Raw genomic sequence first — 17,304 nt, 5'->3', positions numbered from 1 at the left:
GATGCTCGCGTCATTGTTGACGACCTTCGCGAGCAAGCTCGCGCCTGCCGTGGGGTTGGCAGTGCTGCTCAGCGCCTGCGCCGTCGGCCCCGATTACAAGCGCCCGGAAGTCATCGAACCCGCCCAGTTCAAGGAAGCCCAGGGCTGGCGCCAGGCCACGCCCAGCGACTCATTGGCCCGTGGCGCCTGGTGGGAACTGTACGGGGATCGCCAGCTCAACGACCTGGTGGTACGCCTGAACAACTCGAACCAGAGCGTGGCCCAGGCCGAAGCGCGTTTTCGCCAGGCCCAGGCCCTGGTGCGCAGTTCGCGCGGTGCGTTTTACCCCTCCGTCGACCTGAGCGTCGGGAAAACCCGCGCCAGCCAGGGCACCGGCAGCAGCAACGCCAGCCTCAGCAGCTCCAGCAGCGGTATCCGCGACACCCTCAACGCGCAGTTGGGCGTGAGTTGGGAGGCGGATATCTGGGGCAAGTTGCGCCGTGGCCTGGAGGCCAACGAGGCCAGTGCCGAAGCCAGCTCGGCCGACCTGGCCGCGATGCGCCTGAGCCAGCAGTCGGAACTGGTGCAAAGCTACCTGCAATTGCGCGTCATGGATGAACAGACCCGCTTGCTGCAGGCCACTCTGGAGACTTATCAACGCTCCCTGCAAATGACCGAAAACCAGTACCGCGCCGGCGTCTCCGGCAAAGACGCGGTGGCCCAGGCACAAACCCAGCTCAAGACCACCCAGGCCAGTCTGATCGACCTGATCTGGCAGCGCGCCCAGCTGGAAAACGCCATTGCCGTGTTGATTGGCGAAGCGCCGGCCAACTTCAACCTGGCGGTGAGCAAGGACATTCCGGCCCTGCCGCAGATTCCGGTGAGCCTGCCTTCGCAATTGCTCGAACGTCGCCCCGATATCGCCTCGGCCGAACGCTCGGTGATCGCCGCCAACGCCAATATCGGCGTGGCCAAGGCCGCCTACTACCCCGACCTGAGTCTGAGCCTGTCCGGTGGTTATTCCAGCAGCACCTATGCCGACTGGATTACCTTGCCGAACCGCTTCTGGTCCGTTGGACCGAAGCTGGCCATGACCCTGTTCGACGGCGGCCAGCGCTCGGCCGAAGTCGACCGCAACGTGGCGTCCTACGACGAAACCGTGGCCAAGTACCGCCAGACCGTGCTCGACGGTTTCCGTGAAGTGGAAAACTACATGGTGCAGCTCAAGGTGCTGGAAGACGAAGCGGTGGTCAGCAACGAAGCGCTGGCAGCGGCGCGGGAGTCTCTGCGCCTGACCCAGAACCAGTACAAGGCCGGGCTGATTGCCTACCTGGATGTGGTCACGGTGCAGGCCACGGCCCTGAGCAACGAGCGCACGGTATTGACCCTGCTGCAGAGCCGCTTGGTGGCCAGCGTGCAACTGATCGCCGCGTTGGGCGGTGGCTGGGATGGGCAGACGCCAATCAGCGCCAAGGATTAGGTGTCCGCCCAAAATGGGCGAGCGGGCTTGCTCGCGAATATGGCGTTTAAGCCGGTGGATTCTTCACTGGCAGACCGCATTCGCGAGCTGGCCCGCTCCACACATTTGCCCGAGTGCGATGCCCGGAAGGTGCGGCGATCCTCGGTTTTAAAGCCATCAGTTTGACGCCAGAAAAACGCTGATGGCCCTCTGATAATTAATCACCTGTCCAAGAATTATTCTCGCTACAATCGCCCGCTTTGCCATCTGACGCGGGCCTCTCGGGCCTGTTGCGCACGAGAAGTCACATGCTCATCGGTAGTTATTCACCCTCCCTGGTCGTCATTTCCCTGATCGTCGCAATCCTTGCTTCCTACACCGCGCTGGACCTGAGCGGGCGCATTGCGACAACCACGGGGCGTGCCGTCTATTTGTGGATAGCCGGTGGGGCGTTCGCCATGGGTGTGGGGGTGTGGTCGATGCACTTTATCGGCATGCTCGCGCTGCGCCTGCCGTTTGCCCTGGGCTTTGACCTGGGGATTACCGCGGTGTCGCTGTTGATCGCCGTGTGGTCCAGCGGCTTTGCGTTATGGCTGGTCAACCAACCTCGGTTGCCCGCCTGGCAACTGGTCTGTGGTGCGCTGATCATGGGCACCGGCATCGCCAGCATGCACTACACCGGCATGGCCGCGATGCGCATGACGCCGGGCATCGATTACGACCCCGCCTGGTTTGGCGCCTCGTTGCTGATCGCAGTGGCGGCCTCCGGCGCAGCCCTGTGGATTGCCTTCAACCTGCGGCGCAACACCCCTTACGTGCGCCTGGCACGGTGCGGCGCGGCGGTGGTGATGGGCGTGGCGATTGTCGGTATGCATTACACCGGCATGGCGGCGGCGCGCTTTGCCGATAAAAGCTTCTGCGGTGCCGCGCTCAATGGCTTGAGCGGCAAGGGCCTGGACAACCTGGTGCTGGTGTCGACCCTGGCCGTGCTGGCCATCGCGCTGTTGACCTCGCTGCTCGATGCCCGCCTGGAAGCACGCACCGCCGTGCTCGCCGATTCCCTCTCCCAAGCCAACCAGGAACTGACCCACCTGGCCCTGCACGACACGCTTACCGGCCTGCCCAATCGCACCTTGCTCGCCGACCGCATTCAGCAAGCCATCCAGACGGTGAAGGAACAGGGCGGTTGCTTTGCGCTGATGTTTATCGACCTGGACGGCTTCAAACCGGTCAACGACGCCTTCGGTCACCACATGGGCGACCAATTGTTGCGCGAAGTCGGTCTGCGTCTGCGCGAAGACCTGCGCAGCCAGGACACCCTGGCGCGCATCGGTGGCGACGAGTTTGTATTGCTGGTGCAACTGACGCAGCCGGATGATGCCCTTGGCCTCGCCGAACGCCAGGTCATGCTGATCAATCGGGCGTTCCAGGTGGCTGAGCACGAGCTGAAAATCTCCGCCAGCGTCGGCATCGCCGTGTTCCCGGGCAACGGCAGCACGCCCCAGGAACTGCTGATGAACGCCGACGCTGCGATGTACCACGCCAAAGGCATTGGCAAGAACGGCTACAGCTTTTTCGATGTGTCGATGAACACCAATGCGCGCAAGCAATTGCAGTTGTTGCAGGACCTGCGCAATGCCATCGAACAGCAGCAATTTCGCTTGTACTACCAGCCCAAGTTCGACGCCGCCAGCGGTCTTCCGGTGGGGGCCGAAGCCTTGCTGCGCTGGGAGCATCCGCAACAAGGCCTGTTGTTGCCGGCGATGTTTATCGAACTGGCGGAAAAGACCGGGCTGATCATTCCCATCGGCGAGTGGGTACTCAATGAGGCTTGCCGCCAGATGCGAGTGTGGTACACCGAGGGTTATGAACATTGGCGCATTGCCGTGAACCTCTCCGCGCTGCAGTTCTGTCATGCAGGGTTGGTCAAGAGTGTGGCCAGGGCGTTGGAGCGACACCAGTTGCCGGCCAACAGCCTGACCCTGGAAATCACCGAGACCACCGCCATGAGCGATGCGGATGCAAGCATGACCGTGTTGCAGCAACTGTCGGAGATGGGTGTGGATCTGTCCATTGACGATTTCGGCACCGGTTATTCCAGCCTGATGTACCTCAAGCGCCTGCCCGCCAACGAGTTGAAAATCGACCGTGGGTTTGTGCGCGACCTGGAGCATGACAGCGACGACGCCGCCATCGTCTCGGCCATCGTCGCGTTGGGTCACGCCCTGGGGCTGCGCATTGTGGCCGAAGGGGTGGAAACCGATGTGCAGCAAAATTTTCTGACGCGGCTGGGGTGTAATTCCCTGCAAGGTTACTTGTTGGGCCATCCCTTGCCCGCCGCCGGTTTCATGGCGGATATCCAGCGGGCCGGAGACGCCGTTGCGCCTGACAATCATCAGGCGTGACGGGTATTCTTGGGCCAAACTTTAAACATCAGGTCGAATCAGGAGACACCACGTATGGACAAAGTCGTCATCATCACCGGGGGCAGTCGCGGGATTGGCGCCGAGACGGCATTGTTGGCCGCTCGCGAAGGCTATCGAATCTGCATCAACTACCTGTCCGATGAAAACGCCGCCCACAGCGTCCTCGAACAGGTTCGCGCGCTCGGCGCCAAGGCGATTGCGGTGCGGGCCGATGTCAGCATCGAAGACGAAGTGATCGCCTTGTTCCACCGCGTCGACACCGAATTGGGCCGCGTGACCGCGCTGGTGAACAACGCCGGCACCGTGGGGCACAAGTCGCGGGTCGACGAGATGTCCGAGTTCCGCATCCTTAAAATCATGAAAACCAATGTGCTGGGCCCGATCCTGTGTGCCAAGCATGCGCTGCTGCGCATGTCGCCTCGCCATGGTGGGCAGGGCGGTAGCATCGTCAACGTGTCATCGGTGGCCGCGCGCCTGGGGGCGCCGGGTGAATATGTCGACTACGCCGCTTCCAAGGGCGCACTCGATACGTTCACCGTGGGTCTGTCCAAAGAAGTGGCGGGCGAGGGCATTCGCGTCAACGCGGTGCGACCCGGCTATATCTTCACCGACTTCCATGCCTTGAGCGGCGACCCGGACCGGGTCAGCAAACTGGAGTCCGGGATTCCCATGGCCCGAGGCGGGCGCCCGGATGAAGTGGCGGAAGCGATTATCTGGCTGCTGTCGGACAAGGCGTCCTACGCGACCGGCACGTTCCTGGACCTGGGTGGCGGCCGCTAGAACGAACGGACGATCCGCCCCAGAGTCTCCATCGCCTTTTCCGACGCCTCGGTCCAGGGGCTGCCGTAGTTCAGGCGGATACAGTTTCGGAAGCGCCGGGTCGCCGAGAAGATCGGCCCTGGCGCGATGCTGATGCCTTGGGCCAGTGCCATCTGGAACAACTTCAGTGAGTCGGTCTGCTCGGGCAATTCCAGCCACAGGAAATAACCCCCGGCCGGTTGGCTGACCCGCGTCTGCGCCGGGAAGTAGCGGGCGATGGCGGCGAGCATGGCGCTTTGCTGTTCCTCCAGGGCATAGCGCAGCTTGCGCAGGTGCCGGTCGTAGCCGCCATGTTGCAGGTAATCGGCAATCGCTGCCTGGGCCGGCATCGAGGGGCACAGCGAGGTCATCAGCTTCAGACGCTCGACTTTCTGCGCATAGCGCCCGGCCGCTACCCAGCCCACGCGATAGCCAGGCGCCAGGCTCTTGGCGAAGGAACCGCAGTGCATCACCAGGCCCTCGGTGTCGAAGGCCTTGGCCGGTTTCGGCGCGTGCTGGCCGAAGTACAACTCGGCGTACACATCGTCCTCGATCAGCGGCACCTGATGGCTGCGCAGCAGTTCCACCAGTGCCTGTTTCTTGGCTTCCGGCAAGGTCGCGCCGATGGGGTTCTGGAAGCTGGTCATGGTCCAGCAGGCCTTGATCGGGTAGCGTTCCAGGCTTTGCGCCAGGGCATTGAGGTCGATGCCGTCGCGCGGGTGCACGGGAATTTCCACCGCCTTGAGTTTCAAGCGTTCCAGCACTTGCAGGCAGGCATAGAACGCCGGAGCCTCGATGGCCACCAGGTCGCCCGGTTCGGTCACGGCCTGCAGGCACAGGTTCAGCGCTTCCAGGGCACCGTTGGTGATCAGCAGTTCTTCCATGGGCAGCATCAGGCCGCCGACCATGTAGCGCAGGGCAATCTGCCGGCGCAGTTGCGGGTTACCCGGCGACATGTCGGTGACCACCAGGCGCGGGTCCATTTCGCGGCTGGCGCTGGCCAGGGAGCGGGCCAGGCGCGGCAGCGGGAACAGCATCGGGCTGGGAAAGGCCGAGCCGAACGGCACGGTATTGGGGTCTTTGATGGAGTCGAGGACCGAGAACACCAGCTCGCTCACATCCACTTCGGTGGACTCGTGCACGTGCTCGCTCACCACCGGCTCGGAAAACGGGCTCGGCGCATGCACGTTGACGAAGTAACCCGAGCGCGGCCGTGCACGGATCAGCCCACGGCGCTCCAGCAGGTAGTAAGCCTGGAACACCGTGGACGGGCTGACGCCGTAGGTCTGGCTGGCATAACGCACCGAGGGCACACGCTGGCCGGGGCCGAGGACACCGGAGCGGATCAGTTCAGCGATGTCGTCGGCGAATTTTTCGTAGCGTTTCATCGGGGCTCGATTCTTGTCGGGTCGATCATTGCTCATCGGTTCAGCGGCGCGACAAAGCGGCTATCGGCGGCGCTGTAGATCCAGGGCTCATCCACATCCGTGACCTTGAAGCGCAGGGTCTGGGAACTGCTGGCAGGCTTGCCGGCCAGCAGCGCCACCGACACCGGCATATCGCTGATTTCCCCCGCAGCCAGGCTGATGTGGGTTTTGCCCTGCAGTTGGAAACCGTCGGCGTCCACCAGTTCCAGGCGGTAATCCTGGCGTTGCTGGGTCTTGTTGATGACCTTGAGGCTATAGATGTTTTCAATCTGGCCCTGGGCGTTCTCGCGGAACATGCCACGGTCCTTGGTTACATCCAGCGACACCATCGGTCGCTGCACCAACGCCACCACCAACGCGGCAATCATCACCAGCAACACGGCACTGTAGCCGATCAGACGCGGGCGTAGCAGGTGGGTCTTGCCGCCTTGCAGTTGATGTTCGCTGGTATAGCTGACCAGGCCGCGAGCATAGCCCATCTTGTCCATGATCGAATCACAGGCGTCGATGCAGGCCGCGCAGCCGATGCACTCCATTTGCAGGCCGTCGCGGATGTCGATGCCGGTGGGGCAGACCTGCACGCACAGTTGGCAGTCGATGCAATCCCCCAGGCCAACGTCGGCGGGCTTCGCCTCACGTTTGCGCGGGCCGCGGTGTTCGCCACGGCCGGCGTCATAGGCGATGGTCAAGGTGTCCTTGTCGAACATCACGCTCTGGAACCGTGCATAAGGGCACATGTGCATGCACACCGCTTCGCGCAGCCAGCCGGCATTGAGGTAGGTGGCGGCGGTGAAAAACAGCACCCAGAACAGGCTGACACCGCCCAATTGCCAGGTCAGCAATTCGGCGGCCAGGGGACGGATCGGGGTGAAATAGCCGACAAACGTCAGCCCGGTGAGCACGCTGATCGCCAGCCACAGGGTGTGTTTGGCCGAGCGCCGCGCCAGCTTGCTCAGGCTCCATGGCGCGGCTTGCAGCTTGATGCGCTGGTTGCGCTCGCCTTCGGTGACTTTTTCACACCACATGAACAGCCAGGTAAACGAGCTTTGCGGGCAGGTGTAGCCGCACCATACGCGGCCGGCGAACACGGTGATCGCAAACAGGCCGAAGGCGCAGATGATCAGCAGCGCAGACAACAGGATGAAATCCTGCGGCCAGAAGGTCGCGCCGAAGATGTGGAACTTGCTCTCGGCCAAGTCCCACAGCACGGCCTGGCGACCGCCCCAGTTCAGCCACACGGTGCCGAAAAAGGTCAGGAACAGTAAGCTCGCTCCGCCCACGCGCAAGGTGCGGAACAGTCCGGTGAAGCTGCGGGTATGGATCAGGTTGTCGCTGGATTTGGCCTTGACCTTCTTCGGGTGCAGGGGCTCAAAGGTGTCCACGGTGGGGATTCTTTCGCTCATGGTCGTTCGCTCATCAGCCTCCATCAGGCCGGTGAACTATGCGCGTCGGTCTGTTTGCATAACAGACTCAGCTATTACGATAAAAAGCGGATCAGATGGCCCCGTTACAGGCACCTGCGACAATCTGCTGCACCCCGTGGCGCCTGGGGTGCAGCGATTTTTGATGGGGGCTGATACAGATCAATCAAATCGCCGAACCAGGCTCGGTGACTTTCTTGTGCTGGCGTCCATCGGTGGCGCCGGCAACGGTGAGGGCGTCGGCTTCCTGCTCGGTGATGTATACCCGCTCATTGTCGAGGTCCACGTAGGACATGGCTTTGGACATATCCGTGCTGACCGTCACCGCGCCAGCCGGCAGGCTTTGTTCCTGGCCATCGTCGTTGATCTTGAAGTAGCACGTCTGGTGTTCGATACGTACGGGCATGACGATCTCCTTTACATGGGCTGGTGATCGTTAGGGTTCGCCGGGTGGTCCGGCGTTCCAGGCAACTGACTGGCGGTCGCCGTTTATGGACGACCGCGCAGGGGGGATAAGGACAACTGAGCCCGCACAGCGGCTCAAGACACGATATTACTGAACCGCACCTCACCGAAAACCCTGAGCACAAAGGGCGGCTCGCCCGGGTTGCCGGCAATGGTTATTACGCTGGTGCGGGTGCTGGGCAGGTAATGGATCTGCATTTCTGCGCTGGCCCCGGAGAAGCGTTCGACCAATTGCAGCGGTTTGTTCAATTGGGCACGAATACCCGAGAGGTCCAGTTTGTCGCCGGCCATGAAACCCGAGATCTCGCGAGGCGCGTCGAGTGGCGACTCATTGAGTGCATTGAAGCGGTAGGTGTTGTGCTGGCGGGTGGGATGCTCGGCTTTCGGTGCCGCGTCGGGTGCCGTGTCGGAGGCGGGTCCGGGGGCGCGCAACGCGGCGATCTTTTCCTTGGTCAGCGAGGCGCCGATATCGCCCAACGAGTGAGCGCTGGTTTGCATGGCCGACAGATTGCTTTTCAGGGCGTCCACGCGCGCGCGCGACGTGTTGTAGTCGTTCAGGATATCGCTGGTCCCGCCGCCGCCCTCGTAGGCTTTTCCCAGGTTTTCCAGGTTATTGAGCTTGAGTTGATTGACGACAGCCTGTTCCGCATCGGTGCTGGCTGACTTCAGGGTCGCGGTGAGGGGTTCTTTGCCGAGGCGTTGACCGAGTCCCTCCAGGGTAGCGGCGTTCGCTTGGGCATTGGGGCCGCGCACCATCGAGCGGATATTGGCCGGCGTCAGCAACGCACGGGTGCGCGCGACGAGGGTGCGCGAAGACCTCGCATTGGGATCGCGCACGATCCGGTCGATGGTGTCTTTGGTCAACGCGGCGTTGAGCTCGTTTAGGTCTGTGGTGAGTTTTGCCTCCGGTGCCGAGGGCGATGCATTGGCAGGCGCGCTCGCCGCCGCCGCCGCCGCCGTGGACGGCCGTGGCGTTTCCGGGGACTTGGCTTGGGCGGTCCGGTCCGGTCCCGACCTGAGTAACGTATTCAGGCGTTCGGGCGTGAGTAGTGGGGGCGGCGCGCTGGCGTGCGTGGGCTGGGTGGCCGGGGGGCGGTGAGTCCATTGTGGGGTGATGGTCGACATAGGTGTCCTCGCGTGAAAGGTCAAAGCGCAATATCCACGGAATTGGATTGAGCGCCTGCGCGCGAACGAGTATAGAAATGAACCCGGCAGTCGGTTCTAGGCTTTCTTTCCAAAATATGTAGGACGTATCAGCGCTACGTGTGGTCTGCTCAAGGGGCCGCGCGCGCCTTGAGCGAACCTCAGAACCCGCTCGGGGTTCAGACGATCACCGGCGGCATGCTCGTCGGCGGTTCTTCGACCGGTGGTGGCTCGTTATCCGGTGGCTCCTGCTCCGGAACCGTTGGCGGCTCCGTGGGGGGCAGGGTCGGCTGGTCGATATTCGGGTCTGGTGTTTCAGCCGGGATCGGGATATTCATCGGTGTGGCCTCCTTTGTGCTTTGCTCTAGCGGTGGACAGCCGCCGGGGCGAATTGATTCCCCGCCCAATGGCGACACATCCAGCTGAACTTTTAACCCTGGCGCAGGCTCGGACCTAGGACGGTTCTGCTCAGGGGGAGCGTTGCCGTATCAGAATCCGGATCAAGCAAAGAGCGTCCACAGGGCGTAAGGGGAAGATGCTCGATGACTGCTGAAGCACGCGTTCCAGAAGAATCCGTATTGCCGTTGTCCCAGGCGCTGTTGCTGCCCAGGATCGCCATAGAAAGCACCGCACCGGTCATCGATGGCGGTGAATTTGCCGTCAAGGCCGTGGTCGGCCAGCGCATCAGTGTCACCAGCAAAGTGTTCGCCGATGGCCACGACAAGCTGGCGGTCATGATCCGCTGGCGCCCGCTGCAGGATGAAAGCTGGCACAGCGTGGTGATGGCCGACGTCGGCAACGATGGCTGGGAGGGCGCGTTTACCGTTAACGCCCAAGGCCCCCACGAATATTGCATCGAAGCCTGGATCGATACCTTCGCCAGCTTCTGCTACGAATTGCGCAAAAAACATGAAGCGGGCGTGCCGGTCAGCCTGGAACTGCAGGAAGGCCGCACCCTGGTGCTGCAGGCCGCCGAGCGCAGCGACAACGAGCTGCGCGATCGCCTGATGTTGCTGCACCACGCGCTTTCCGGGCTGCTGGAAACCGAGCAGGTCGCGCTGTTTCTGCACGAAGACAGTGCATACCTGATGACCCAGGCCGATCACCGCGCGTATTTGAGCATCAGTACCGTCTACCCGATTGATGTAGAGCGTGAAACCGCGCAGTTTGCCAGTTGGTATGAGCTGTTTCCCCGCTCGATCAGCGACCATCCCACGCGCCACGGTTCGTTCAACGATGTGCACTCACGCCTGTCGATGATCCATGACATGGGCTTTGACGTGCTCTACTTCCCGCCGATCCACCCGATCGGGCGCAGTCACCGCAAGGGCCGCAACAATGCCCTCACCGCCGGGCCCGATGATCCGGGCAGCCCGTATGCGATTGGCAGCGAGGAGGGCGGCCACGAGGCGATCCACCCGCAACTGGGCAGCCGCGAAGACTTCCGCCGTCTGGTCAAGGCCGCCGCCGAACATGGCCTGGAAATCGCGCTGGACTTCGCCATCCAGTGTTCCCAGGACCATCCATGGCTCAAGGAGCATCCGGGCTGGTTCAACTGGCGTCCGGACGGCACGATCAAATACGCCGAGAACCCGCCGAAAAAGTACCAGGACATCGTCAACGTCGACTTTTATGCGGCGGACGCCATTCCGAGCCTGTGGACCGAACTGCGTGACATCGTCGTAGGCTGGGTGGAAGAGGGCGTTTACACCTTTCGCGTCGACAACCCCCACACCAAGCCGCTGCCGTTCTGGCAATGGCTGATCAGCGATGTGCGCGCCAAGTACCCGGACGTGATCTTTCTCGCCGAGGCGTTCACCACCCCGGCGATGATGGCGCGGCTGGGCAAAGTCGGCTATTCCCAGAGCTACACCTATTTCACCTGGCGTAATACCAAGGCCGAATTGGCGGAGTACCTGACGCAGTTGAACGAGTCGCCGTGGCGCGAATGCTACCGGCCGAATTTCTTCGTCAACACGCCGGACATCAACCCCGGCTTCCTGCACGATTCCGGCCGTCCGGGGTTTCTGATCCGCGCCGCCCTGGCCACCATGGGCTCGGGCCTGTGGGGCATGTACTCGGGCTTCGAGCTGTGTGAAGCGGCGCCGGTGCCGGGCAAGGAGGAGTACCTGGACTCGGAGAAATACGAGATCCGCCCACGGGACTTCACCACCCCCGGCAACATCATCGCCGAGATTGCCCAGCTCAATCGCATCCGCAGGCAGAACCCGGCCTTGCAGACGCACCTGGGGCTCAAGCTCTACAACGCCTGGAACGACAACATCCTGTATTTCGGCAAACGCTGCGAGGATGGCAGCAACTTCATCCTGGTGGCGGTCAATCTCGACCCGTTCAATGCCCAGGAAGCCTTCTTCGAACTGCCGCTATGGGAGCTCGGCTTGCCCGATGATGCCCAGACCCAGGGCGAAGACTTGATGAACGGCCACCGCTGGATCTGGTCTGGCAAGACCCAATGGACGCGGCTGGAACCGCAGATGCCCTTCGGGATCTGGCGCATCACCACACCTTAGGCGCGGTGGAGAACCCAATAGGGGAGCGCATTCCGTTTGCAGCATTTTCAGTGTTTCAGGAGTTTCATATGGCGAAGAAACCCAAGGCTGCCACCTTTATCAAAGACCCGCTCTGGTACAAGGACGCGGTGATCTACCAGGTTCACGTCAAATCCTATTTCGACTCCAATAACGACGGTATCGGTGACTTTCCCGGGCTGATCGCCAAACTCGACTACATTGCCGACCTCGGCGTGAACACCATCTGGCTGCTGCCGTTCTACCCGTCGCCACGGCGCGACGATGGCTACGACATCGCCGAATACCGCGGCGTGCACAGCGACTACGGGACCATGGCCGACGCCCGGCGCTTTATCGCCGAGGCGCACAAGCGCGGGCTGCGGGTCATCACCGAACTGGTGATCAACCACACCTCCGACCAGCACCCCTGGTTCCAGCGCGCACGCAAGGCCAAGCCCGGTTCGGCGGCGCGGGATTTTTACGTGTGGTCCGATGACGACCAGAAATACGACGGCACCCGCATCATTTTCCTCGACACCGAGAAGTCCAACTGGACCTGGGACCCGGTCGCCGGCCAATACTTCTGGCACCGTTTCTATTCCCACCAGCCGGATCTGAATTTCGACAACCCACAAGTGATGAAAGCGGTCCTGTCGGTGATGCGCTTCTGGCTGGACATGGGCATCGACGGCCTGCGCCTGGACGCGATTCCCTACCTGATCGAACGCGACGGCACCAACAATGAGAACCTGCCCGAAACCCACGACGTCCTGAAGCAGATCCGCGCCGAAATCGACGCCCATTACCCCGACCGCATGCTGCTCGCCGAAGCCAACCAATGGCCCGAAGACACCCAGTTGTATTTCGGCGACAAAAAGGGCGACGACGGCGATGAATGCCATATGGCCTTTCACTTCCCGCTGATGCCGCGCATGTACATGGCGCTGGCCCAGGAAGATCGCTTCCCCATCACTGATATTCTGCGCCAGACCCCGGAGATCCCCGCCAACTGCCAGTGGGCGATCTTCCTGCGCAACCATGATGAACTGACCCTGGAAATGGTCACCGACAAAGAGCGCGACTACCTGTGGAACTACTACGCCGCCGACCGCCGCGCGCGGATCAACCTGGGGATTCGACGACGTCTGGCGCCGCTGATGGAGCGCGACCGTCGGCGGGTCGAGCTGCTGAACAGCCTGCTGCTGTCGATGCCCGGCACGCCGACCCTGTATTACGGCGATGAAATCGGCATGGGCGACAACATCTACCTAGGCGATCGCGACGGCGTACGCACGCCGATGCAGTGGTCCATTGACCGTAACGGCGGCTTTTCCCGTGCCGACCCGGCCAGCCTGGTGTTGCCGCCGATCATGGACCCGCAATACGGCTATCAGTCGGTCAATGTCGAGACCCAGGCCCAGGACCCGCACTCGTTGCTCAACTGGACCCGGCGCATGTTGGCGGTGCGCAAGCAGTCCAAGGCGTTCGGCCGCGGCAGCCTGAAAATGCTCTCGCCGAGCAACCGGCGCATCCTGGCGTACACCCGGGAATTCACCGGCGACGACGGGCGCACCGAAATCATCCTGTGCGTGGCCAACGTCTCGCGCAGTGCCCAGGCCGCCGAACTGGACCTGTCGGCGTTCGCCGGCATGGTGCCGGTGGAGATGCTCGGCGGTAACGCATTCCCGCCCATCGGCCAACTGAACTTCCTGTTGACCCTGGCGCCGTACGGCTTCTACTGGTTCGTGCTGGCGGCGGAAAACCAGATGCCGAGCTGGCATGTGCAGCCGGCGCAGAGCATGCCGGACTTCACCACCCTGGTGCTGAAAAAACGCATGGAAGAGCTGCTCGACGAACCGTGCCGCACCGCGCTGGAACAGACCTCGCTGCCGGCCTGGCTGCCCAAGCGCCGCTGGTTCGCCGGCAAGGACACGGCCATCGACAGCGTGCACATCGCCTATGGCGTGCGCTTTGGCGACCCGCTGCACCCGGTATTGCTCAGTGAGTTTGAGGTCACGGCCGGCGGCCAGGTCAGCCGCTATCAACTGCCGTTCGGTTTCCTCGCTGAAGACCAGTTCACCAGCGCCTTGCCCCAGCAATTGGCCCTGGCGCGTGTGCGGCGGGTACGCCAGGTGGGGCTGGTGACCGATGCCTTCAGTCTGGAGCACTTTATCCGCGCGGTGATCCAGGGCCTGCAAGCCGGCACGGTGTTGAGTTCCAGCGAAGGTGACCTGCGCTTCGAAGCCACCCCGCACCTAGCCGGGCTGCAACTGACGGACGAGTCGCCCGTGCGCTACTTGTCGGCCGAGCAGTCCAACAGTTCCGTGGTGGTCGGCGAAAGCCTGGTGCTCAAGCTGATCCGCAAAGTCAGCGCCGGGGTGCACCCGGAGCTGGAAATGAGCGCCTACCTGACCGCCGCCGATTACCCGAACATCTCGCCGCTGCTGGGCTCGGTGATCCGTCGCGACGGCGAAGGCCAGGACAATCTGCTGATGATTGCCCAGGGCTACCTGAGCAATCAGGGCGATGCGTGGAGCTGGACGCAGAACAACCTGGAGCGCGCCATCCGCGACGAACTCGCCGAAGCCATCTCCGAGCAGGAACAGCACTACAACGCCTTGGGCGAGCTGGCGGATTTCGCCGGGTTGCTGGGGCAGCGCCTGGGCGAAATGCATGGGGTCCTGGCGGCGAAAACCGCCGACGAGGCTTTCAGCCCCGAGGTCACCAGCGTCAAGGACACCCAGGTGTGGGCCAGGGATGTGGGCGCCCAGATCGACCGCGCCCTGCAATTGCTCAAACTGCATCAACGCCAATTGAACCCCGCCGATCAGGCGCTGGTCAGTGAATTACTGGCGCAGAAAAAAGCCATCGCCGGCCACGTCAACAACCTGGCGAAAGCCACGCTCGGCGGCCTGCGCATTCGGGTGCATGGTGACTTGCACTTGGGCCAGGTGCTGGTGGTCAAGGGCGATGCCTATCTGATCGACTTTGAGGGTGAGCCGGCGCGGCCGTTGCACGAACGGCGTGGCAAGCACAGCCCGTATAAAGATGTGAGCGGCGTGTTGCGCTCGTTTGACTACGCCGCCGCCATGGCCCTGAACGGACAAGGGGTGGATCACTCGCCGCAAGCGGACGCCGCCCGTAAACGCGTGACGGATCGTTACCTGAAAGAAGCACGCCAGGCATTTATCCGGGCTTATCAGGCCGCTACAGCTACACTGGCCCATGACTGGCAGGATGCCAACGGCCAGGACGCCGCGCTGACGTTGTTCAGCCTGGAGAAAGCCGCGTATGAAGTGGCGTACGAAGCGGAAAATCGCCCGACCTGGTTGCCGGTGCCCCTGCAGGGGCTGCATGGTTTGCTGAGCGGGCTAACACCTATATCGAAAACTGCACGCGGTGGGGAGACGTCATGAGTTATACAAATAATGAACCGCTGCACGTGAAGTTGACTGCAATGCCGGCGTCCAAGGACGTCGAAGCGCTGGTGCGCGCCGAGCACCACGACCCTTTCTCGATCCTGGGGCCGCACGACGACGAGCAGGGTGGGCAATTCATCCGCGCATTTCTGCCCGAAGCCCTGAGCGTCCAGGTACTGAGCCGCGATGGCGGCGAGACGATCGGCAGCCTGGACGCGACAGGGGTGCCGGGTTTGTTTGTCGGACACTTCGGCACGCGCCAGGCGTATTTGCTCAAGATCCACTGGGCCGGCGGTGAGCAGATCACCGAGGACCCTTACAGTTTCAACCAATTGCTCCTCGGTGAAATGGACTTGTACCTGTTTGCCGAAGGCAATCACCGCGACCTGGGCAACTGCCTGGGTGCCCAGGTGGTCAGCGTCGACGGCGTGCAAGGTGTGCGTTTTGCCGTGTGGGCACCGAATGCGCGGCGTGTCTCGGTGGTGGGCGACTTCAATGTCTGGGACGGTCGCCGGCACCCGATGCGTCTGCGGCATCCGTCGGGGGTGTGGGAAATCTTTATCCCACGCCTGCAACCGGGCGCGGCCTACAAGTACGAGATCCTCGGGGCCCACGGGATTCTGCCGCTCAAGGCCGACCCGATGGCGCTCGCCACTCAACTGCCGCCGGATACCGCCTCGAAAGTCGCCTCACCCTTGCAGGTGGACTGGCAGGACCAGGCGTGGATGCAATCACGGGTCGAACGGCATCAGCCCACCGCGCCGCTGTCGATCTACGAACTGCATGTGGGCTCCTGGCAGTGCGAGCTGGACGAGGCGGGCGAAGTCGCTCGCCAATACAACTGGCGCGAACTGGCCGAGCGCTTGGTGCCGTATGTGCAGGAACTGGGGTTCACCCACGTTGAACTGATGCCGATCATGGAGCACCCGTTTGGCGGTTCCTGGGGCTATCAGGCGTTGTCGCAGTTCGCACCGACGGCGCGCTTCGGTTCGCCGCAGGACTTTGCCTACTTCGTCAATGCACTGCATCAGGCCGATATCGGCGTGATCCTCGACTGGGTGCCGGCGCATTTTCCTACCGATGCCCATGGCCTGGCGCAATTCGACGGCACGGCGTTGTATGAATACGCCAACCCGCTGGAGGGCTTCCATCAGGACTGGGACACGTTGATCTACAACCTGGGCCGCACCGAAGTCCACGGCTTCATGCTGGCTTCGGCGTTGTACTGGCTCAAACACTTCCATGTCGACGGGCTGCGCGTGGATGCCGTGGCGTCGATGCTGTACCGCGATTATTCGCGTAAGGCCGGCGAGTGGGTGCCCAACCGCCATGGCGGTCGCGAGAACCTGGAAGCCATCGATTTCCTGCGCCACTTGAACGACGTGGTGGCCCTGGAGGCGCCCGGTGCGCTGGTGATCGCCGAGGAGTCCACGGCCTGGCCCGGCGTCAGCCAGTCCACCCAGCAGGGCGGCCTGGGTTTCAACTACAAATGGAACATGGGCTGGATGCACGATTCCCTGCACTACATCCAGCAGGACCCGGTGTACCGCGCCCATCACCATAACGAGCTGAGCTTCGGTCTGGTGTATGCCTGGTCCGAGCGTTTTATCCTGCCGATCTCCCACGATGAAGTGGTGTACGGCAAGCACTCGTTGATCGACAAAATGCCCGGCGATCGCTGGCAGAAGTTTGCCAACTTGCGCGCCTACCTGACGTTCATGTGGATGCATCCCGGTAAGAAACTGTTGTTCATGGGCTGCGAATTCGGCCAGTGGCGCGAGTGGAACCACGACCAGCAACTGGACTGGTACCTGCTGCAATACCCGGAACACCGTGGTGTGCAGAAGCTGGTGGGCGATTTGAATCGCCTGTACCGCGAGGAGCCCGCCCTGCACGAGCAGGACGATGTTCCCCAGGGCTTCCAGTGGCTGATCGGTGACGACGCGATCAACAGCGTCTATGCCTGGCTGCGTTGGAGCAAGGACGGCAAACCAGTGCTGGTGGTGGCCAACTTCACCCCGGTGCCCCGCGCGGCCTACAGCGTCGGCGTACCGTTTGCCGGGCGCTGGAACGAAGTGCTCAACAGCGATGCCGATACCTATGCCGGCTCCAATTACGGCAACGGCGGTGGCGTGTTTACCCAGGATGAATCGCACCATGGGCAAGCCGTGTCGTTGTCGTTGAATTTGCCGCCTCTCGGGGTGCTGATTTTGCGACCGGAAGGGTTTTAACGGCG

At 62.4% G+C, this 17,304-nt stretch carries 11 protein-coding genes; 6 read left to right on the top strand and 5 right to left on the bottom strand.

Annotated elements, in window-relative coordinates:
- The first annotated feature begins 1 nt into the window (after window position 1).
- The 3 genes from ACLH0J_RS20500 (at window position 2) to ACLH0J_RS20490 (ending at window position 4,644) form a co-directional block, all read left to right on the top strand.
- Window positions 2-1,459, top strand: coding sequence for an efflux transporter outer membrane subunit (locus ACLH0J_RS20500; RefSeq protein WP_411392867.1), 1,458 nt, complete (start codon window positions 2-4; stop codon window positions 1,457-1,459).
- A gap of 287 nt (window positions 1,460-1,746) precedes the next feature.
- Window positions 1,747-3,843: a putative bifunctional diguanylate cyclase/phosphodiesterase gene (locus ACLH0J_RS20495; protein WP_411388760.1), complete on the top strand. Its 2,097-nt coding sequence runs from the start codon at window positions 1,747-1,749 to the stop codon at window positions 3,841-3,843.
- A 54-nt stretch (window positions 3,844-3,897) separates the two neighbouring features.
- Window positions 3,898-4,644, top strand: coding sequence for an SDR family oxidoreductase (locus tag ACLH0J_RS20490; RefSeq protein WP_411388759.1), 747 nt, complete (start codon window positions 3,898-3,900; stop codon window positions 4,642-4,644).
- Here ACLH0J_RS20490 and mapR read toward each other — a convergent pair.
- From mapR to ACLH0J_RS20465, 5 genes are all read right to left on the bottom strand, one after another.
- Entirely contained in the window at window positions 4,641-6,050 is a 1,410-nt protein-coding gene (gene mapR, locus ACLH0J_RS20485) for a GntR family transcriptional regulator MpaR (protein WP_411388758.1), read from the bottom strand. The genes ACLH0J_RS20490 and mapR overlap by 4 nt on opposite strands.
- A 32-nt stretch (window positions 6,051-6,082) precedes the next feature.
- Window positions 6,083-7,492, bottom strand: a complete 1,410-nt coding sequence (gene ccoG / locus ACLH0J_RS20480) for a cytochrome c oxidase accessory protein CcoG (RefSeq protein WP_411388757.1) — start codon at window positions 7,490-7,492, stop codon at window positions 6,083-6,085.
- Between the two features lie 184 nt (window positions 7,493-7,676).
- On the bottom strand, window positions 7,677-7,916 hold the full coding sequence (locus tag ACLH0J_RS20475; protein WP_411388756.1) for a DUF3203 family protein: 240 nt from the start codon (window positions 7,914-7,916) through the stop codon (window positions 7,677-7,679).
- A 134-nt stretch (window positions 7,917-8,050) separates the two neighbouring features.
- Window positions 8,051-9,100, bottom strand: a complete 1,050-nt coding sequence (locus tag ACLH0J_RS20470; protein WP_411388755.1) for a M10 family metallopeptidase C-terminal domain-containing protein — start codon at window positions 9,098-9,100, stop codon at window positions 8,051-8,053.
- Between the two features lie 197 nt (window positions 9,101-9,297).
- Window positions 9,298-9,456, bottom strand: coding sequence for a hypothetical protein (locus ACLH0J_RS20465; RefSeq protein ID WP_411388754.1), 159 nt, complete (start codon window positions 9,454-9,456; stop codon window positions 9,298-9,300).
- 204 nt (window positions 9,457-9,660) lie between these two features.
- Between ACLH0J_RS20465 and ACLH0J_RS20460 the strand changes: the two genes are divergently transcribed.
- From ACLH0J_RS20460 to glgB, 3 genes are all read left to right on the top strand, one after another.
- Window positions 9,661-11,649: an alpha-1,4-glucan--maltose-1-phosphate maltosyltransferase gene (locus ACLH0J_RS20460; RefSeq protein ID WP_411388753.1), complete on the top strand. Its 1,989-nt coding sequence runs from the start codon at window positions 9,661-9,663 to the stop codon at window positions 11,647-11,649.
- 68 nt (window positions 11,650-11,717) lie between these two features.
- The gene (treS, locus tag ACLH0J_RS20455) at window positions 11,718-15,065 is read left to right on the top strand and encodes a maltose alpha-D-glucosyltransferase (protein WP_411388752.1); all 3,348 of its coding nucleotides are present in this window, start codon (window positions 11,718-11,720) and stop codon (window positions 15,063-15,065) included.
- Complete coding sequence (gene glgB / locus ACLH0J_RS20450; RefSeq protein WP_411388751.1) at window positions 15,062-17,299, top strand: 1,4-alpha-glucan branching protein GlgB; 2,238 nt, start codon at window positions 15,062-15,064, stop codon at window positions 17,297-17,299. Before treS ends, glgB begins: the two co-directional genes overlap by 4 nt.
- The last annotated feature ends 5 nt before the right edge of the window (window positions 17,300-17,304 follow it).

Origin of the sequence: Pseudomonas sp. MPB23, assembly GCF_046605395.1 — a bacterium.
Classification (GTDB): Bacteria; Pseudomonadota; Gammaproteobacteria; order Pseudomonadales; family Pseudomonadaceae; genus Aquipseudomonas.
This window is presented reverse-complemented; position numbering and strand designations above follow the sequence as displayed.